The organism is Singulisphaera rosea, assembly GCF_054877945.1.
On the sequence record NZ_JBTYIP020000001.1, the window covers coordinates 60,301 to 79,383 of the forward strand.

The 19,083-nt window shown below is 64.7% G+C and carries 14 protein-coding genes; 5 read left to right on the plus strand and 9 right to left on the minus strand.

Features of this window, described 5'->3' with window-relative positions:
* Positions 1 to 367: 367 nt before the first annotated feature.
* Positions 368 to 643, minus strand: a complete 276-nt coding sequence (locus ACYOEI_RS00280; RefSeq protein WP_462847238.1) for a hypothetical protein — start codon at positions 641 to 643, stop codon at positions 368 to 370.
* A 1,034-nt stretch (positions 644 to 1,677) separates the two neighbouring features.
* Between ACYOEI_RS00280 and ACYOEI_RS00285 the strand changes: the two genes are divergently transcribed.
* The 4 genes from ACYOEI_RS00285 to ACYOEI_RS00300 all read left to right on the plus strand — a co-directional run bounded on the left by ACYOEI_RS00285 (position 1,678) and on the right by ACYOEI_RS00300 (position 4,143).
* The gene (locus tag ACYOEI_RS00285) at positions 1,678 to 2,025 is read left to right on the plus strand and encodes an RNA-binding regulator (protein WP_462847239.1); all 348 of its coding nucleotides are present in this window, start codon (positions 1,678 to 1,680) and stop codon (positions 2,023 to 2,025) included.
* A 275-nt stretch (positions 2,026 to 2,300) separates the two neighbouring features.
* On the plus strand, positions 2,301 to 2,639 hold the full coding sequence (locus ACYOEI_RS00290; RefSeq protein WP_462847240.1) for a hypothetical protein: 339 nt from the start codon (positions 2,301 to 2,303) through the stop codon (positions 2,637 to 2,639).
* Positions 2,640 to 3,388: 749 nt separating this feature from the next.
* Positions 3,389 to 3,598 carry a helix-turn-helix domain-containing protein gene (locus ACYOEI_RS00295; protein ID WP_462847241.1) on the plus strand — a complete coding sequence of 70 codons (210 nt, stop codon included), beginning with the start codon at positions 3,389 to 3,391 and terminating at the stop codon, positions 3,596 to 3,598.
* Positions 3,595 to 4,143 carry a hypothetical protein gene (locus tag ACYOEI_RS00300; protein WP_462847242.1) on the plus strand — a complete coding sequence of 183 codons (549 nt, stop codon included), beginning with the start codon at positions 3,595 to 3,597 and terminating at the stop codon, positions 4,141 to 4,143. Before ACYOEI_RS00295 ends, ACYOEI_RS00300 begins: the two co-directional genes overlap by 4 nt.
* Positions 4,144 to 4,452: 309 nt before the next feature.
* Here the strand turns inward: ACYOEI_RS00300 and mutL are convergent, their stop codons facing one another.
* From mutL to ACYOEI_RS00340, 8 genes are all read right to left on the minus strand, one after another.
* Complete coding sequence (gene mutL, locus ACYOEI_RS00305) at positions 4,453 to 6,429, minus strand: DNA mismatch repair endonuclease MutL (protein WP_462847243.1); 1,977 nt, start codon at positions 6,427 to 6,429, stop codon at positions 4,453 to 4,455.
* Between the two features lie 127 nt (positions 6,430 to 6,556).
* On the minus strand, positions 6,557 to 7,927 hold the full coding sequence (locus tag ACYOEI_RS00310) for a sigma-54-dependent transcriptional regulator (RefSeq protein WP_462847245.1): 1,371 nt from the start codon (positions 7,925 to 7,927) through the stop codon (positions 6,557 to 6,559).
* Positions 7,928 to 7,934: 7 nt separating this feature from the next.
* Entirely contained in the window at positions 7,935 to 8,723 is a 789-nt protein-coding gene (locus tag ACYOEI_RS00315; protein WP_462847246.1) for a sensor histidine kinase, read from the minus strand.
* A gap of 444 nt (positions 8,724 to 9,167) precedes the next feature.
* A complete protein-coding gene (pnp, locus tag ACYOEI_RS00320) occupies positions 9,168 to 11,477 on the minus strand; it encodes a polyribonucleotide nucleotidyltransferase (RefSeq protein WP_462847248.1) in 2,310 nt (769 codons plus the stop codon).
* A 246-nt stretch (positions 11,478 to 11,723) separates the two neighbouring features.
* A complete protein-coding gene (rpsO, locus tag ACYOEI_RS00325) occupies positions 11,724 to 11,993 on the minus strand; it encodes a 30S ribosomal protein S15 (RefSeq protein WP_462847250.1) in 270 nt (89 codons plus the stop codon).
* 425 nt (positions 11,994 to 12,418) lie between these two features.
* Positions 12,419 to 14,956, minus strand: coding sequence for a YfhO family protein (locus tag ACYOEI_RS00330; protein ID WP_462847251.1), 2,538 nt, complete (start codon positions 14,954 to 14,956; stop codon positions 12,419 to 12,421).
* 14 nt (positions 14,957 to 14,970) lie between these two features.
* The gene (locus ACYOEI_RS00335) at positions 14,971 to 16,566 is read right to left on the minus strand and encodes an ArnT family glycosyltransferase (RefSeq protein WP_462847253.1); all 1,596 of its coding nucleotides are present in this window, start codon (positions 16,564 to 16,566) and stop codon (positions 14,971 to 14,973) included.
* Between the two features lie 224 nt (positions 16,567 to 16,790).
* On the minus strand, positions 16,791 to 18,587 hold the full coding sequence (locus ACYOEI_RS00340; protein ID WP_462847254.1) for a TIGR03960 family B12-binding radical SAM protein: 1,797 nt from the start codon (positions 18,585 to 18,587) through the stop codon (positions 16,791 to 16,793).
* 320 nt (positions 18,588 to 18,907) lie between these two features.
* Here ACYOEI_RS00340 and ACYOEI_RS00345 point away from each other — a divergent pair, with 320 nt between their 5' ends.
* Positions 18,908 to 19,072 (plus strand): hypothetical protein, encoded by a 165-nt coding sequence (locus ACYOEI_RS00345; RefSeq protein WP_462847255.1) that lies wholly within the window; start codon positions 18,908 to 18,910, stop codon positions 19,070 to 19,072.
* Positions 19,073 to 19,083 lie beyond the last annotated feature (11 nt).

A 19,083-nucleotide genomic window follows, 5' to 3' on the forward strand; every position in this document is an offset into this window, starting at 1 on the left:
CATGCCGGACGGGACGGAAATCACACCCGAGCGAGCCAGCGAATGGGCCTACGCGTTCATCCTCCACCTGACCTATCAACGGCGGCCATGCGAGCCGCCTCCACCGAGGAAACGACCCGAGCGTCCGACGGCGGCGTGGCGGTGGGGATTTCTGAGACTTGAGACGGATTGGATGAGGAAATGTCGATCGGAGGGAAGGGAATCGCGTGCTTGGCCATGCCAAACTCAAGGAACAGGGTCCTTGACTGCTCTCCACGTCTCGAAATACTCCGCTCTCCCGCCCGCCACCGAATTGGGCTCCACCTACCAGATCATCGGCGCACCCTCTTCGAGGTGCATCCCGGGCATCGAGGCCGGGAACCAATCCTCAATACAACCTGACCAGCTTCGGGGTCGAGCTGAGGATATTGCCGTCGGGGTCGGTGGATAGAAAGAAGCTGTTGGCGATCCGACCGGAGTTGAAGTCCTTCCCGACGAAGACGTTCGCCCGGTAATGGTCGACCCCAACCGGTCGGACTTGCACTCGGAGCAAGTCGACCGGCATGCCGAGGGTGCTGACCAGTTGTTTCCCGACGAAATCATGCAGCGTATCACGCATGATACGGGCGGTGGTCTCTTCCTCAGTGGATTTCTTGTCAAGCATCGTCGTCACCCTGGGGTGTGTTGGATGGGTCCGCTGGAGGGCTGCGAAGGGACGCCATCTTCATCGAAAAGGCGAACGCTTCATTCTACAAAATTTGAATTGATTTGCAAATATTTCCGGGACGATCAAGGCGAGGGGGGGTTGAGAACACCTCCTTTGTATTCTGACATATATATACAAACAGGATCGATTCAACTAATTCTCGAGAGCATCCCGGCTAGTATAAGATCCGGCCCGGATCTCAAGAGACCGCTTCGAGGATTCGCGCCATTGCCAAGTGGTTATTGCCACGCTTTCACTACGGAAAGAATGTCCGATCCCTGCAACGAATTTCATTCACAGGACAAACGATGCGGTCAGTAAGGTTCAACGTAGACGCCCTGGTGACGGTTCTCGACATCAAACGGAAGGCAATCGAGCTCGATTGGGCGGGCGTCGCGGTCAAGTTGGTGGGATTGTGTTTGAGCCGAGCTTCAAGATCGCCGCCCCGCGTTTCGAGGTCGGCATGCCGCTGCTGGATCGCCCCGAAGACGGCAGCGATGGCCGCTTGAGCATCGGGCGGCACTGTCGCCCAGAGATCGTCAGGGATGGGCAGCGGGTTGGTCATAACGAAGATATAGTGCCGTCATCGGCAACTTTCAATACCGGACTGTGGACGGCTACGAGAAGGGTGACAAGCCCAGTCGGGCCACGAACACATCATTCTTCTTGAGGTGAAGGAGTTGGGAGGGCTGGCGAGGTAGGCTTGATGCTCTCGCCAGCATCCGAGACGACAAGGAGCAGAAATAGGAGGAGGACGGGACGGCCGGATTTATAGGTCGGAGAAAACTATAAAAAATCCTTTGAGTATTTTCTAGTTTTTGTTATATTGACGATGGCTGGTATGACGACCGAGCGGTATGGCCGGCTCCTCCGGAACCTGTCTTAGTTCCCCTCTCTCGCCTTTCCCTCCCGTCGAGTTCCCCTAGAGCTCACCTTTCTCCTCGACCCGGGAAGCGCCATGCGGGTCGCCCCTCTTTGCTGCGGAGCTGATCTTGTCCAAGAAGCTGTACGTCGGGAACCTCACCTACAACGTCAACGAGACCGACCTGGAGGCGATGTTCTCGCCGTTCGGTACGGTGCAGAGCGCCCAGGTCATCGTCGATCGGGACACCAACCGCTCGAAGGGATTCGCCTTCGTGGAGATGGCCTCGGACGCCGAGGCGCAATCGTCCATTCAGGGCCTCAACGGTCGGGAACACGATGGCCGGAACCTGACGGTCAACGAGGCTAAGCCCCGTGAGCCCCGCTCGGGCGGTTACGGCAGCGGCGGCGGCGGTGGCGGTCGTAGCGACGGCGGTAGCTACGGTGGCGGAGGTTATGGTGGCGGCGGCCGAAATTGATCGTCCCGCCCAATCGGTGGAGACGGCGGACTTCGCAGGCCGAATACCCTCGGCTCTCCTGCCGGTAATCGTCCCGGGAACCCACGTCGTAGATCTTGGCGACGTGGGCGATTATCCGACGATCTTGAACATCGGACTCGGTCGGGAGATCTCGCCCAGCCCGTGCCGGGGCAAACGATGCTCGCCCGACGTCGGCCCGGCCCTTCATACGCCCTCTCTGTGGCGGGGATGTCGGATATTACCGACCGGAACTTCACCACCGTGAGGCCCTCCTGATGCACACTTACCCGTTGGATGAGCGACGAATCGCCGAAGTTGAACAAGGTCGCAGTTGCGAGGCGGTCGTACCGTTACCCTCCAAGGGGACGCTCATGGTCGGCGATGCCGTCCTGTTCGCCCTCTCGGTGACCCGGCGGGGCCAGTCGCCTTACTACTTCATGGGGGGCGATTCCGTCGCTGTTTCGCTCACCGGCGTGACCGACCTCGGGGTGACCGATCCGGCCACCGGCCGGGCGCTCGTCCAACTCTCCTGGGCCTCGCCCGGACGGCGGGAGCCGTCGGAGAACATGCACGGGCGAGCCGGGAAGTCACGCCGCTCCCGTGGGAGTCTGTGACCGCATATGGAGCTCGCACGGGCGAACAAGCTCCGCAACTTGTGGGGCCCTTCTCCTCGACACTACAACCGGCGTGACCACAGCCAGGAGGCAGCCTCGATGTACTATAGGCATTATCACGACCCAGTCGGTCCGCCCTCGACGAGGGTGCGCTGCCCGGTCTGCCATGAGGCCGTCTACTCTCTGGCGGGTATCCATCCGCAGTGTGCCGTCAAGCAGTGTGACCCGCCAAGGCCGAAGGTGAGGCCGCTGAAGGCTCCCCGTGTAGGCGAATAGGATGCCGATCGCATTAAAGTCACCCGGTCGAGCCAGGGCGGGGATCGTCGCCAACTCGCCGGATTCTGTCGTCCGATGCGCCCTCGATTGAACGCGGATTTCCGCAGCCCGGGACCCGATGACACTTCTTGATACTGGCAGAGCCATTTCCTCGGAGAAATGCGTCGCCGGTTCCAAGTCTTGTCATCGCTTTTGCTCGGATTTCCGCGCCGATTCAGGTCCTTATCGACAGCGGTCGGCCCGCTGTCTTCGTCGTCTCATCGCCTGTTTTACGCCATTCGAGCCGAATCTCGGGCATTCTCACCCTGCAGCAGGGATCTCATAGCGGTCGTCTCTGGGACGAAAATTCGATGACATCCTGTGCGGAGGCGGAAATGGACCTCGCAACCGGGAAGGACTCCTTTCTCCAACCGTCCGATGTCTGACATCGCCGCTATGAAGCCCCACGGGCGGTATTCGTCGAGGAACGACCGATGCAAGAAGTCGCGGAGCGCTTTCGCGTCAGTTCCGGGACGCTCCGCAATTGGGTCGGTGAGTTCCGTCGCTATCGGGATGCGGCCCTGCGGCCCCCCTTTTCGCCACACCGGCCCTCGGCCGGCCCCCACTCGCGGTCGATCGAGACGAACGTCGGATCGAGATCGCCGATGCCCAAGTGTCGTCGCCGGAGACGGGCCGCCGATTGATCTCTCGCCACGTCGGCGTGTTCTTGTTCTTGCCGTTACTGGCTCGGATCCATTTCGACCAGATCGTCGAGCGTGCCGTCTACCCCGGAACGGCGATGGTCCCTGCCCCACATGCCTTGATGAGTCTGCTCATCATCGAGCGACTCGACAAGGAACGCCTCGGTCATATCGATGATTTCAACTGCGATGAAGCATTGGGCCTCCTCGCAGGCCTTACCATCCTCCCCAAGAAGAGCTTCGCCACGGATTATTCGTACCGCACGGTGCGGGAGCACCAGGAAAAGCTTCTTCAGGAGTGGGTCAGGATGATCTCACCGCTCTTGTTCCCTGAAGCCGATCCCTTCTCATTGGATTTTCACGCCTCCGGCCATCGCGGCGAGGAGATCGATCCGGAAAGCCACTGCCAACCGCGGCGAGGCAAAGCCAGCCCGGCGATCTTGGGTTTCTTCGCCATGGAGCAGAAGAGTCGGGTCTTGTGCTATGCGAATGCCAACCTGACTGGCTTGCGCCAAGCCGGGGAGATCCTGCGTTCCGTCGAGTTTTAGCGACAACCTACGTTCCGCACATCTCCGCAACTCATTGCAGGCGAATGCGTTGTGGAGAGCGGATTTCTGGTCCGCGACACATAAATTGGCACCAATATCTCAGCAATCACAAGGACTTACGTCGAGATAATCGCGCGAGATGTGCGGAAAGTCAGCGACAACTTACGGACAAGACTAATTTATTTACGCATTTATGCGGCGGGGATGAGGACAGGCACCGCCGCCGCGCCGCGAAGCCAGTCCCTAATTCCGCCTCCGCTCTCGGATGATGGACACATTGTTCGGTGTGCCAGCCAGACGTAAGCCGCTCTAGATGCGGCCGAATTGCCGCTCGAGCTCCGACTTGGTGAAGACCAACGCCGTGGGTCGGCCGTGGGGGCAGTGGTGCGAGTCGGCGACGAGGTGGCGTCGTTCGAGGAGGGCGGAGACTTCGTCGGGGGAGAGGCGTTGGCCGGCCTTCACGGCGGCCTTGCAGGCGATCATATGGAGGAGGTCGGCGAGGAGGGCGTCGCGAGTCGGGGGCAAGGGCTTGGAGCGAAAATGGTCGGCGAGGTCGCGGAGGAGTCGATCGGGGGCGACTCCGGCGAGCATCGCGGGGGCGGTGTTGATGAGGATCGTGTCGCCTCCGAACGGCTCGACCTCAAGCCCGAGGCTCTGGAGGACCTCACGGTGCTCCAACACCGTCGCCGCTTCCGCGGCGGTCAGGTCGACGGGCTCGGGGACGAGCAACCGCTGCGCCTCGACCCCGCCGCGGGCGACCCGGGCACGGAGTTCCTCGTAGAGGATTCGCTCGTGCAACGCATGCTGATCGATCACCATCATCCCGTCGTTCGTCTCGGCAATCAGATAGCTGTCGTGGACCTGGAGCGCACGGAGAGGCACCTCGCCCCGCTCGATCAGCGAGGGGGGAATGCTCGGATCATGCGCCGAGAGGGGGCCGGACTCGTGGGGAATGCCCTGACTCTCGATCGCGAAAGTGGGGGCCAAGTCCGGGCCGGTCGGAGGCGAGATCGACGGGGCGAACTCGTCGAACTCCTGTCCCGAAACGGGAGTTGTCGGCGCGGCCGGCTTGTAACGCGACCAGTCGGTCGCCGGCGGCCCCCCCGCGTAACCAGGGGTGGGGAACGTCTGGAAGGAGGACGACCCGCCCGGCGCAAACCACGATGCCACCGACTGGCGGTCGGGGCCCGGATCCGCCAGCTTGAATGGCGAGGGAGGAAGAACCGTCGGCTCATGACCCGTCGTCGAGACCGTCGGTGCCGGACTCTCGGGGGCAGCCTGGAGTCGCGAGTGCAGGTCGCTCGCGAGGAAGGTCTGGCGGACGGTCGCGAGCAACTGGCTGTAGATGCGCTGGCCGTCCCGGAACCGAACCTCGACTTTGGTGGGGTGGACGTTCACGTCCACCTCCTCCGGGGGAAGATCAAGGTGCAGGAACGCCACCGGGAGGCGGCCGACCATCAGGAGGCCGCGGTAGGCCTCCGAAAGGGCGTGGCCGAGGGAACGGTCGCGGACGTAACGCCCACCGACGAAAAGGAACTGCCCCTTGGGGCTTGAGCGGCTCTGCGCCGGGTGCGCCACGTAACCCCACAGGTGGATCGACTCGAGCCGGCTCTCGATCCAGAGGAGCGAGTCCGCCAACTCCTGGCCGAAGAAGACGGCCACACGCTCTTTCACCCCGGTGACGGCCGGGAGGTCGTGGACGAGCTTACCTGCCGAGCGGAACGTGAGCCGGACGGTCGGGTGGGCCAGCGCGATCCTCGAGAACATCTCGGCGACGTGCCCCGCCTCGGTCGAGTCCGACTTCAGGAAGGTGCGCCTGACGGGCGTATTTGCGAAGAGGTTGCGGACCTCGATGACGGTCCCCGGTGGACACCCGCAGGCCCGTACTGGGCTCGCCACGCCCGCGTCGATCGCGATCTCGGAGCCTTCGGCGGCGTCGGCCTGGCGCGTCTGGCAGCGGACCTTCGAGACCTCGGCGATCGCCGCGAGCGCCTCGCCCCGGAAGCCGAGCGTGGTGATCCGGAAGAGGTCTTCGGCCTCCACCAGCTTGCTCGTCGCGTGGGGTGTGAAGGCGAGCGGGAGGTCCTCGGGCGCCATCCCCTTGCCGTTGTCGGCGACCCGGATGAGGTCCTTCCCGCCGCGCTCTACCGTCACGTCGATCCGGGTCGCTCCGGAGTCGATCGCGTTCTCGAGCAGTTCCTTGACGACGCTCGCCGGCCGCTCGACAACCTCGCCCGCGGCGATCTGGTTGATGACCGACGCGGGCAGTTGCCGGATGATCCCCATGGCGTCCCCTCCCCGAAGAAGTCCACGCCAAAGATTATATCATCTGATCTTGCGTACAGAAACGCGGCGAGGCTCTCTGAGGGTCGGACGGTGCGGGTGGTACCGAGTCGGTCCGGTCGCGACGGGCCTAGCCGATGCCGTATTCCTTGATCTTTCGGTACAGCGTCCGCTCGCCGATCCCGAGAAGCCGGGCAGCCTCCTCGCGGTTGCCGTTGGTCATCTTGAGCGTTTCGGCGATGAAGTATTTCTCGACATCCTCGAGCGAGCGGCCGACGAGGTTCCCCCCTGCCCCGGCGAGGGCCTCGCCCCCCACCGAGACCGTAGCCTGGACGTCTTCGGTCAGGTCGTCGACGTCGAGCACGCCGTCGACGTCGATGACCACCATGCTCTCGATCGTGTTCTTGAGCTCGCGGACGTTCCCGGGCCAGGCATAGCTCATCATCGCCTTCCGCGCAGCGGGCGAAATCGAGGTGACGACCTTGCCGTGGGAGGCGGTGAACTCCTTGAGGAAGAATTCGATCAGGAGGGGGATGTCCTCCCGGCGTTGGCGGAGCGGCGCGAGTTTGACGCTGACGACCTTGAGGCGGTGGAAGAGGTCCTGCCGGAAGCCGCCCGAGGCGATGGCCTCGGCAAGGTCACGATTCGTGGCAGAGATCAGCCGGACGTTCACCTTGATCGGCTCGTTGGTGCCGACGCGGACGATCTCGCCCGACTCCAACGCCCGGAGCAGCTTCACCTGAGTCGAGAGGGGGATATCGCCGACTTCGTCGAGGAAGAGGGTCCCCCCGTTGGCGTGCTCGAACCACCCCTTGCGCTCGCGGTCGGCCCCCGTGAAGGCGCCTCGGATGTGGCCGAAAAGCTCGCTCTCGAGGATGTTCTCGCTCAAGGCGGCGCAGTTCAGCGGCACGAACGGCTTGTAGCGTCTCGGGCCGTTGTTGTGCAGGGCCTTGGCGACGAGCTCCTTGCCCGTGCCGCTCTCGCCCGTGATCAGCACGGTCGCGGAGGTGGGGGCGATCTGGCGGAGGCGGGCGACCACCGAGTGCATCGATGGAGAGTTGCCAACGACCCCCTCGAAGCCGAAGCGCTCGTTGAGCTGGCGCTGGAGCTCGAGGTTCGAGCGGGCCAGTCGTTGAGTCTGCGAGACCTTGTCGGCGACGGTGCGGAGCTCGCTGATGTCGAGCGGCTTCGTCAGATAGGTCGTGGCCCCCGACTGCATCGCCGTGACGGCCGTCTTGACGGTACTGTGGCCGGTGAGGATCACGACCTCGGCGTCGGGGAGCTCGCGCTTCGACTTGGCGAGGACTTCGAGGCCGCCGACCCCTTCCATGATGAGGTCGGTGACGATGATGTCGAAGCTCTGCTCCTCGATCAGGCGAAGCCCTTCTCTGCCGCTCGTGGCGACGACGCACTCGTACCCGACACGCTCAAGGCTCTCGGCCACGGCCTCGGCGTGGGGAGCATCGTCGTCGACGACGAGCACACGGATTTGCTGATCCATCGGCCCCTCAACCCCGTTCGCTCGAGACTTCACCGCCGGGGAGCCGGACCGTGAATTGCGAGCCCTTCCCGACGTCGCTCTGCACGTGGATCGAGCCGCCGTGCGCCTCGACGATCTTCCGGGTCGTCGGGAGCCCGAGCCCGCTCCCCCCCGGTCGTGTCGAGTAGAAGGTGTCGAAGACCCGCGAACGGACCTCCTCGCTCATCCCCCGCCCTGTGTCGGTGACGTCCAGTACGGCCCAGTCCCCCTCGCGACGAGTCCTGAGGATCAGCTCCCCCCCGTCCGGCATCGCGTGCTCGGCGTTCAGAATCAAGTTGAAAAGTGCTTGCTTGAAAAGGTCGACATCCATGCCGACTTTCGGCAGGTCCGCCTCGTAATGGGTCCGGATCACGATCCCCTTGGTCACCGCCTGGGGTTCGCAGAAATCCCGGAGGTCGTCCACGACCATGTTGAGATCGGTGGGCTCCCGCGTGAGGTCCTGCACCCGGGCGAACCGGAGGAAATCCTCGAGGATGTCCTGGAGCCGCTGGGTCTCCTTGCGGAGCCGGCCGATTTTCTGGAGGACGCGACGTTCCTTCGGGGTCTCGGCGTCCTGGAAGTCCTCGGCAAGCAAGTCGAGGTTCAGGCTCATCGTCGAGAGCGGGTTGCGGATCTCATGGGCGAGCCCGCCGGCGAGTTGGGCGATTTCCGCGTACTGCGCGCGGAGTCGACGATTGACCTCATGCTCGTCATTCTCGTCGCCGAGCATCGCGAGGGGGGGATGATCGAGCGCAACCGCCGTCGAGGATTTGGACATAGAGTCGTCCATGGCCGAGGCCCGCCGCAAAGGGAGACGTCGGAGACGCGACGCGGAGAAGGTCATGCGGGCCGAGAGGCTCTCGAGACACTCGGTCCGCCAGATTCATCGGACGATCCCCGGGGTTGTCTCGCCGGTGTCGGCGACCGGAGGTCGGATTATCTCTTCGCGAGACGACTCGTCTGAGCGGATTCCCTTCCGACGATTGCAATCCCGACAATTCAACTCGCCGCAACGGGATGAACCCGCTCCGGAGACTGTCGCACCCGCCTCCAATCCGGGGAAATGCGGAGGAGTCCGCACCCTGTACCCCAGAGTCGGCGGCAAGAAGACCGGAGATCAACCCGCGTCCGAGTCGCGCGGTCTCCGGACCACTACGGACGAAGTCGGGCCGGCGAACGTGTAGCTGTCCACGATCGCCGCCTCGAGTTTTGAAGAAGAGGCTCAGTCGCGGTCGCGAGGGCCGCGAGGGCCACGGTCGCCCCCACCGCCGTAGCCACCCCCACCCCCACCGCCACCACCCGGACGATCGCCACCGCCGCTGAAGCCACGACGCGGCGGACCACCACCAGGTCCTCGGTCACCGCCCCCGGCGGGGCGCTCCGAGGCGGGATGGGCCTTGGCATACTCGTCGACTTCGCCACGCTCGGCCAGGGCCGCCTTGCGCGACAGCTTGACTCGATCCTGGTCGTCGACGGAGACCGCCTTGACCAGCATGACGTCGCCGACGCGGCAGATGTCGGTCACGCTGCTCACATACCCTTCCGAGAGCTCGCTGATGTGGACGAGGCCGTCCTTGCCGGGGAGGATCTCGACGAACGCCCCGAAGTCCTTGATCGAGCTCACGCGCCCTTCGTAAATCCGACCGATCTGGACGCCTTCGGTCATCGCCTGGATCTTGTCGCGGGCCGCCTCGGCCCCCTCGGCAGTGCTGCTCGAGAGGGTGACGATGCCGGTGTCCTCGATGTCGATCTTGGCGCCGGTCTCTTCCTGGAGGCGTCGGATCGTCTTGCCGCCGGGGCCGATGATCAGGCCGATCTTCTCGGGGTTGATCTGGATCTGGATCAACCTCGGCGCGTTGGTGGAGATCTCTTCACGCGGCCGCTTGATCGACCGGAGCATGGCCCTGAGGATCTCGAGCCGAGCCTCGTGGGCCTGGTCCAGCGTCTCGCGGACGATCTGCTCGGTGATGCCCAGGTTCTTCAGGTCGAGCTGGATGCCGGTGACGCCGCGCTGGGTGCCGGCGACCTTGAAATCCATGTCGCCGAAGTGGTCCTCGTCCCCGATGATGTCGGTCAGGAGGACGTGGCGGCCACTCTGCTCGTCCTGGACGAGGCCGATCGAGATCCCGCCCACGGGGTCGCTGATCGGGACACCCGCGTCCATCAGGCTCAGGGTGGCGCCACAGACGGACGCCATGGAGCTGGAGCCGTTGGACTCGAGGATGTCGGAGATCACGCGGATGGTGTAGGGGAACCGCGAAGCGCCTGGGAGGATCGGGGCGACCGAACGTTCGGCGAGGGCACCGTGTCCGATCTCGCGACGACCCGGCCCTCGGATCGGCCGGACTTCGCCGACCGCGAACGAGGGCATGTTGTAATCGAGCATGAACTTCTTGCTGAACTCGTTCATGATCCCGTCGACGCGCTGCTCGTCGGCCCCGGTCCCGAGGACCGTGGTCACGAGGGCCTGCGTCTCGCCACGCTGGAAGATGGCCGAGCCGTGGGCACAGGGCAGGACGCCGACCTCGCAATGGATCGGCCGGAGGTCGCGCGGGCCTCGCCCGTCGGCACGCTTTCCGTCGAGGATCAGCTCGCGGACGACCCGTTCTTCGACGCCGTGGAACGCCGCCTTGACCTGGCCGGGTGTGACCTCGGCTTCGCGGTCCGCGGGGCAATACTCGGCGGTGATCCGCTTGAGCAGATCCTTGGTGGCGCCGTTGCGGTCGGCCTTTCCGTGGATCTGCTTGATGTCGCGGAGCTCGCGGCCGAACCGTTCGTACAGGTTCTGGCGGATCGGGTCCGCAGGAGTGGCCGGAGTCTCGAACGGGGGCAGGCCGAGGGCCGCGACGAGCTCATGCTGAAGGGCGATGACGTCCTGGTTAATCCGGTGGGCCGTCATGATCGCTTCGAGCATTTCGGGTTCGGGCAATTCCTCGCCGAAACCCTCGATCATCACGATCGCCTTCGAGGTGCTCGCGACGACCAGGTCGAGGTCGCTCTCGGCCATCTCGTCGACGTTGGGGAGCGGGATCAGCTCACCCTTGACCCGAGCCAGTCGCATGCCGCCGATCGGCCCCATGAACGGGACGCGGGCCAAGACGAGCGACGCCGAGGCCCCGATCATGGACAGGACATCGGCGTCGTTCTTGCGGTCCGCGGAGATCGGCCCGGCCTGGATCTGAATCTCGTCGCGATACGACTCGTGGAAGAGCGGGCGGATCGGACGGTCGATCAGCCGGGAGGTGAGGATCTCCTTGGTCGTCGGGCGACCTTCCCGCTTGATGAAGCCGCCCGGGAACTTGCCCGCGGCATACACCTTTTCGCGATAGTCGACCGTCAACGGGAAGAAGTCGAGGCCTTCACGCCCCGGCGCCCCGACCGTCGCGACCAGGGTCATCGTGTCGCCGACACGAACGACGACCGAGCCGCTTGCCTGTTTGGCGAGCCGGCCGGTCTCAATTGTCAGTTTTTTGCCACCGATCGTACGTTCGACCGTTACGGGCTTCCGCGTTGCGAAAGACGAGGTTGACATGAACTCCACCTAACTACGGCCGAAATCGGTTGGGGCAGGAGAGGGCGAAAGGGTCACGGCCCCGCCATTTTGCATTGGACGAGGTCCGCGACGTTTCGATCGGGTTCCCGGGCGATCCAAGAGAGGAATCGGCCTCGGAGAACGCCATGGAAGACCGGGCCTTCGGTGGCCGGGAGCCGCGTAGTTTTCGAGAGTCCCGGGCCGGAAGACAACGGCCGAGCACGACGTATCGTGGCCGCAAGCCTGTTACTTACGAATCCCCAGTCGGCCGATCACGTCGAGGTAGCTCTTACGATTGTGCAAACGCAAATACTTGAGCAGGCTCGACCGCTTCGAGACCATCATCAGCAACCCCCGGCGGCTGGCGTGGTCCTTCGCGTGACTCTTGAAGTGATCGGTCAAATCGGTGATCCGGGCCGTCAGCAGGGCAATCTGCACCTCGGGCGACCCCGTATCGGAAGTACCCCGGCCGAAAGTCCCGATGATCTCCTGCTTCTTCTCCTTCGTGATCGCCATCGCACGCCCCAAAACCGCTGGCCTTGTCGTCAAAGCCGTTCTTGAAAAAAATCCTACGCTGGGAGGTCCATAATCTAGGCGATCGCCCCCCGAATTGCAACCCCTCGGCCCCGGATCGTGCCCATTCGTTCCTTCCTCCGCGTCGAGGTGGACGACATCTCTGGGAATGACATCCTGCACGCCCGATGCGCCAGCGAGTGATTCCCACCGCGAACGATCGAAGAGGATTCGCTCGCTGGCGCTTCGGGCGTGTATCCAAAGCGAGGTCCCTCCGGCGTTGACAGTTCGAGAGCGATCCCTTCGGTCATCCCCGATCACCGTTCATCGCCTCGGAGGACGCCAGGGCTCCGGACTCGAATCCACGTTCCTGCCCGAGGGTGGAGATCCCCTATTCAGCGACCTAGGTTGACGATCTTCTGCCGGCCCTACTTCCGTTGCATGGCCAGCAAACCGGCGCCCCAAGTGAAAGGGTGAAAGCCGCCGTTCCAGCGGGGGTGTGTCGTCACCGTCCCCGTCGGGTCGATCTTGATGGCCGATCCTGCGATCAAGAGCACGACGGCCAGGAGACCCCACCAGGGCCAACGCCTCGGCCATCGCGATCCGCCGTGTTCGGGCTCGAGCTCGGCCAACCGACGACGGCGGATCAGAAGCAGGATCGCGACCGCGACCCCCGCACCCGATAGCCTCAACCCGGATGCGAAGCCCGCCGGGCTGTAGCGAAAGGCGACGGTATGCTTCCCATGGGGAACGTAAACGGCCCGAAACGCCACGTACGCCGGACGAATCGAGGTCGGCTTTCCGTCGAGGGTCGCCGACCAGCCGGGGTCGAATGTGTCGGCCAGCACGAGGTAGGCGTCGGTGGACGACTCCGTGGTCACCTCGACGTCCTCGGGGAGATCGCGGACAATCCGAGCGGAACCGGAGACGACCGCGTCCTCGCGCAGGGGACGTGTGGGGTCTTCGACGACGACCCGCTCGCGAGCGGCCCCGCCGAGGGACTTGAGAGTCGCCATGGCCCCCGATTCGCCATCGGCATAGGCGGGGCGTCCCATCAGGCGGGCCCGGGGCTGGACTTCGGTGTTCTTGATGATTGTCGCGGCGCCGGCTCGCTCACCCTTCCGCGCCCCAGGCTGTTGGGCCTGGTCCGTGACGAAATGGCTCACGCTCTCGATGTCGAGCCGGCCCTGCCCCGAGAGGGCAGTGTCGGTATATTCGACCATTCGCTTGGGGATGATCGGCGTCTCGCCGCCGGACGAAGCCAGCCCCCAGACGGGGGCGATGCTCCAGTCGAGCGCATCGCGGACCGAGAGGAAGTCGATGGGCTCTGAGGCGTATCCCGGCTCGCCCGCCGAACGCTTGGCGACCCCGAAGACGCGGATGAACGAGGGATCCGCCTTGAGCTTCAGGGCGCTTGCCGGCGGGTTCGTCCAGTAGCTCGGGGGGACGGTCGGGACGTCGGCGAGGTGGGAACCGAGGAGATCCGCGATCACCAGGACCGGCAGGATCGCCGCGAGTCGCCGACGGTTCGCGGGGTCGAACGTCTCGGCGGCCCTCCGCGAGATCCAACCCGCCGCGAGCACCAGAACCGCCGTCCGACAGGTCGCGACGGCCAACTCCTTACCGAGCCAACGATATCGGGCCAGGTGATAGGGTCGCGTCCAGCGGGCCGGGTCGGTCCAGATTGGCGCGTAGATGAACGCGAGGATCGGTATCGAAGCCACGACCATCGCCAGGATGACCAAACCGGCGGTTCGTAGCCCGACGATACCGGGCCTCGCCAGGCGATCCACGCCGACCGCTGCGAGGGCCGCCACCGCGAGGGAAACCCAAAGGTGGTAACGGACCGGGATTCGCGAGCTGCCGAACACGGGGATGCGATGCGCGTAGTCGAAGAGCGCCGTGAATCGGCCGAGCATCAGCACGCAACCGACCCCGGTGAGGAGCACCCAGAACGCCACCCAGCGATCTCGGTACGCTCCGGCCCCCACGATCGCCAGCCCCATCGCGATCACGCCGAGATAGGCGTTCATCTCGTGAAAGGGGTAATAGCCGTCGGGCCAGTCGGTGTCGCGGGCCCTCGTACCATACGCCTCGCGGACGATCAACGTCGGGAGCAGTTCGGGGTTCCATGAGCCGTACGTCAGGTCCTCCCAGGTCAGCCCCCCCGATCTTGGCGAGCGATCGAGCAGCTCCTTCGATGGGATCCACTGGACCGCGGAGAGCCCGATCCCGAGGACGACCAGGCCGACCCCCGCGCCGAATGCGAACGTTCGTCGCCCCGGTCCTCGTTCGGTCGCCGCGCGATAGAGCGAGTAGAGTCCCACCATGCCCGAGGTGAGGATCGTGTCCTGGAGATGTCCCGCGAAGACCTGGCAAGCCAGAGCCAGTGCACCGAGGACGATCGGCCAGCCACGCCCTCGCTCCCAGGCGACTTCGAGGGCCCAGACGATGAACGGGACGCTCGCCAGCGCATTGAGCATGCTGGTATGGATCAGGTGGGCCCAGAGGAAGCCGCCGAGGCCGAAGACAGCTGCCCCCGTCAGGGCGCCTGAGGGCCCGACGTGGCGGCGGAGCCAACCGTACGTGCCGAAGCCCGTCAGCCAGATCGACGCGACCGTGTCGAGGCTGAACGCCTTCCAGGACGCCATCCACGGGTAGAAGAGATACTTGAGGGGGTGGAGGTAGCCGGCCTGGCTCTCGCTGAAGAGCGGCATGCCGCAGTAGAGCCCGGGAAACCACCGCGAAAATCGCCCCGCGCGGAGCTCGCTCGCGAAGAAGTCGCGGTACGGGAAATTGATTTCCGTGATGTCGAAATAAAAGAGTGCTTTCTGGAACGTGATCACGTCCCAGAAGTAGGCGACGATGGCGAGGGTCCAGACGCCGATCGCCACCGCATCGGCCTTGCCCCAGGGCCTTGGCTCGGGACGCCAGACCGCCTCGTCTCCGCCCGCTGCTTGCGACATCGCTCCCACCCCGCTCAAGGCCAAGTGACGACGATCACGCCACGCGCCCGGTGCAAGACCCGGCCCCCGTCCTTCAAGGCGCGTGATACGAAGAGATTCCCCTCGGGCGAAGGGCGGGCGGCCACGATCCCCGGATGCCCGTTCGTCGAGGACGATGCCCACTCCGGGAATCGGTCGGGGTAAACCGGGTACGGGATCCCCCGCACGCGCCTCGTCGAGAGGAACGAGACGCGGTAGACGTCCCAGTACCCCCCGAGGAACGAATCGACCTCGCCGTGGGCCTCGACCCAGTCGAGGACGGGGTCATGGGGAACCGACCGGACGGGCCTCCCCCGATCGTCGATCCAACCGAACCGATGATACCAACGGGCCGCGTCGATCGTCATAAGGATCGCGAGGCCCGAGGTGCCCAGGATGGCCGCGGCCAGTCCGCCGCGACCTCGACTCGCGAGCCCTTGCATCAGCACGCCGAACCCGACCGACCACGGGACGAGGAACGCGACCAGATAGCGATAATTGTCCGAATTGAAAATATTCCGATTCACGAGGAACCCGGCCATCGTGACCAGGGCCGAGAGGATCAACCCGAACCGCACGGCGCGCTCGGAGATCGACCGAGTCGTGGGGCCGGGGACGGCCAGCGTCCCCATCGCGAGCGCGAAGAGCGATAGACCGACGACCGTGTTCGCGACGGCGAGCACGCCGAAATCCCCCTTCGTCCCCTGCGGGGCCGGCAACGACAGGGCCGAGGGATCGGGGTCGGACTGGAACCCGGGGAGTCGATGCCCGGCAACCAGCCTGGGCAGGCAGTCGAGGGCGAGGATCTTCGCATGGCCCTCGACGACGTCGCGGCGGAAGATCGGGTCGAACTGCTCGCGATAGGCGTCGTGCGGGTCAACCCTCGCGCCAATCTCTCTCGGCAGGATCCCCACGGCGAGCCCGAGGCCAAAAACTAACGTGCAGACGACCCCCGACCGGGCCTTTCCCGAAGCCCACCATCCCGCCAACGCGGCGGGAAGGAGGCCCGCCAGGCTCATCAAGAATAGGGAATCGATCGAGAGCCCGAGACCGCACCAGAGCCCGAACCCGAACGCGTCCGGGCGTCGGCCTCGATCCAACGTCCTGGCGAGGAGCAGGAAGGCGCCCGCATGCCAGGCCGCCGCGGTCAGGTGCCCGCCGGTCACGCGCCCGGAGAGCCAGATAGCCCCCGTCGAGGCGAAGACGAGCGGGACAAGTCCCCAGGCCGCCGCGACGGTCCCGAACACGCGACGGGTGAGCAGGAACGTTGCCACGACGAGCCCCGCGAAGGCGACCGCCCCCCCCGTCACGAGTGTGGCCGGGGTCGCTCCCCAGATCAGTGCTTGAGGGTAGGAAAAGACGACGGGGAGGATCCCCATGTAGGGAGTCCCCGGATAGTGCCAACGCCAATGGCCTTCGACGGCGTCGCGCAACGTCAGGCCGTCGACAGCCAGGTCGCTGTCGAGGTGCGTCGGTGCGTTCACGATCAGCGGGATGCGGAGCACCGCGACCCAGGCGAGCGCGACGGCGAGGAGCGCCCAGGGCCAGCCATGCCGGATCGCCCGTCGGCCGAGGGCAGAAGGCGAGGTCATGGGTGCCCGTTCGCTCCGACCGGATTCAGCCCCGCCCCCTCGTCGATGTTCATATCCGCCATTCTCACGAGGTTCGGTTCGAGGGTTCCAGGGCCGTAGCGCTGGAATCGGAAGTCGCGGGTGCGACATCGGACCCGCGATCGCAGAGTTTCACCGGCTTGCGAGGCCCAAGCTGACTATCTTCTACGGCTCCAATCGTGAATCGGAAGTCCCCGAGAGCTCGTTCAGACCGCTCCGGCCATCGCTTCGAGTTGGATGACCGACCGGGTCTGCTCCTTGGCAAGGTAGTCTCGCCCTTTCTTGACGTGGATGTGGTCCCACGGCAAGACCTCTTCGAGCGAGCGCTGTCGCTGGCTGTAGAAGGGGACGTCGATGTCGAGGTCCTCGAAGGCCGACCACCAGAGCTTCGGGTTGAAATGCTCGGACCAGGCGTCGAGCCGCGCGCCCCGACGCCAGGCCTCTTCGAGCCCTGCAGACACGCGACGGTCGCCCCGCGTGAGGATTCCCTCGAGCAGACTCCGTTCGATGTCGTGGCACTTCACAGTGACGGAGCGGAGCTTGACCCTCGAGCGGAGGTAGCGATGGGCCCAGTGGAAGTAGTCCCGATCTTGCATGCCGCTCCACTGATACGGCGTATGCGGCTTGGGAACGAAATTGGAGACGCTCGCGACGACCTCGGCATAGCGGCCAGTGACGTCCTTGCCGATCCTGGCGATGGTCTCCGCCATGTCGACGATCCCGTCGAGGTCCGCCGGTCGCTCACCAGGGAGTCCGCACATGAAATAGAGCTTGACCTTGCGCCAGCCTCGGCGGAAAGCCTCGGCCGCGCCGTCGTAAAGATCCTGGTTGTTGATCGGCTTCCGGATCTGCTCGCGCATGTCGTCCCGGGCGACCTCGGGCGCGAGCGTCAACCCGCCTCGGCGACCCTCGGCCAGCAGGGCGGGGATCTTCTTGAGCGTCTCGGTGATCCGCAGGCTGGGGAGCGAGATCTTCACGCCGAGCGGGGTGAAGACGTCGCTCATCCGGGTCACGAGCTCTTCGAACTCGGGGTAGTCGCTCGTGGAGAGGGAGAGGAGGCTGATCTCGTCGTAGCCCGTGTTCTTGTAGCTCTCCATCGCGGCGTTGACGATCGTGTCAACGGTGCGGAACCGCATCGGGCGTTTGAGGACCGTGCTCTGGCAAAACCGGCACTGCCAGGGGCACCCGCGCATGATCTCGATCGCGATCCGGTCGTGGGCCGTCTCGACGAACGGGACGATCGGGCTCGTGGGCAGCGGGGACCCGTCGAGGTCGTCGATCACGCACGCCTTGATCGCGGCGGGGACGTCGTCGCGGAGCCGGACGATGTCGCCGATCGTGCCATCGGCGAGGTACTTCGGCTCGTAGAATCGGGGGACATAGGCCCAGTTGACCGCGCCGGCGATCTTCGCCAGCTTGTCCTCGCGCGACAGGGTTGGATCCCCTTGCATCGCCTTCCACATCTCGCAGACGATCGGCAGGCTGGGCTCGCCGTCGCCGAGCACGAAGAGGTCGACCTGAGTCGCGAGCATCTCGGGGTTTTGCGCCCCGGGGCCGCCCGCGATCACCAGGGTGTCGTCCGGCCCGCGATCCTCGGCGTGCAGCGGGATCCCGCCGAGGTCGAGCATCGTCAGGACGTTGGTGTAACAGATCTCATACTGGAGCGAGAACCCGATGACATCGAACTGATTCAGAGGCGTGAATGTCTCGAGGCTGTAGAGCGGCCGGCCGTGCTCGCGGAGTGCGGCCTCGAAATCGGGCAAGGGGGTGAACGCACGCTCGCAGGCCCAGTTCGCGGCATTCATCAGGCTGTAGAGGACCTGAAGGCCGTGGTGGCTCATCCCGAGCGAATAGGTGTCCGGGAACGCGAGGCAGACGGTGCCCTGGACCGTGGAATGGTCCTTGCGGATCGTATTGAGCTCGCCACCGATGTATTGCGCGGGGGTCAAGACGTCCGGCAGGATCCTCGAAGTGACGTAGGTCTTCAATTCGTGATTGAGCATCGTCCTGCACTCCGCGGCGTAAACAGGGGGGCCCAGGACTCGAGACCGGTCCTCGCCCCCCACTTCACTCGAATTCGTGAGGAAATCGCCGGAAAGTCCTATGGGCCCAAGGTCGGCCTCATCATAACCGATGGTTCCATCCGTCGAACAGTGCGGCCCTCACGTGAAGATCGACGACAACACGTTCCGGAGGCGGTGTCGGCTCGACATCCCACGAGTCCGCCTCGATAATGGAGCGGCGGAGTCAAAACGAGGAGAACAAAGGCCGCTCTGCCTGTGCGGGGTCGGCCTCCCTCTTTTTCGGAACGATAGGTCGTTTCATGTTCCGTTCGATTGGCATCGGGCTCGGCCTCTCGGCGCTCCTCCTCGGCTGCGGCGAAGAAGAACGGTCCCATAAGGCTCCCCTGACCGGTCCTCGCGAAGCGCAGAACGCCCCCGACGTGGATTCGCGAACCAAAGCCCCGAGGGCGATTCCCACGCATTGAGTGCCCGCCCC

Bases quoted from the DNA above. Each gene is read 5' to 3' on its own strand.
- ACYOEI_RS00280 (WP_462847238.1), bottom strand. From the start codon at position 643: ATGCTTGACAAGAAATCCACTGAGGAAGAGACCACCGCCCGTATCATG.
- ACYOEI_RS00290 (WP_462847240.1), top strand. From the start codon at position 2,301: ATGCACACTTACCCGTTGGATGAGCGACGAATCGCCGAAGTTGAACAA.
- ACYOEI_RS00295 (WP_462847241.1), top strand. From the start codon at position 3,389: ATGCAAGAAGTCGCGGAGCGCTTTCGCGTCAGTTCCGGGACGCTCCGC.
- mutL (WP_462847243.1), bottom strand. From the start codon at position 6,429: ATGGGGATCATCCGGCAACTGCCCGCGTCGGTCATCAACCAGATCGCC.
- ACYOEI_RS00310 (WP_462847245.1), bottom strand. From the start codon at position 7,927: ATGGATCAGCAAATCCGTGTGCTCGTCGTCGACGACGATGCTCCCCAC.
- ACYOEI_RS00315 (WP_462847246.1), bottom strand. From the start codon at position 8,723: ATGTCCAAATCCTCGACGGCGGTTGCGCTCGATCATCCCCCCCTCGCG.
- pnp (WP_462847248.1), bottom strand. From the start codon at position 11,477: ATGTCAACCTCGTCTTTCGCAACGCGGAAGCCCGTAACGGTCGAACGT.
- rpsO (WP_462847250.1), bottom strand. From the start codon at position 11,993: ATGGCGATCACGAAGGAGAAGAAGCAGGAGATCATCGGGACTTTCGGC.
- ACYOEI_RS00330 (WP_462847251.1), bottom strand. From the start codon at position 14,956: ATGTCGCAAGCAGCGGGCGGAGACGAGGCGGTCTGGCGTCCCGAGCCA.
- ACYOEI_RS00335 (WP_462847253.1), bottom strand. From the start codon at position 16,566: ATGACCTCGCCTTCTGCCCTCGGCCGACGGGCGATCCGGCATGGCTGG.
- ACYOEI_RS00340 (WP_462847254.1), bottom strand. From the start codon at position 18,587: ATGCTCAATCACGAATTGAAGACCTACGTCACTTCGAGGATCCTGCCG.
- ACYOEI_RS00345 (WP_462847255.1), top strand. From the start codon at position 18,908: ATGTTCCGTTCGATTGGCATCGGGCTCGGCCTCTCGGCGCTCCTCCTC.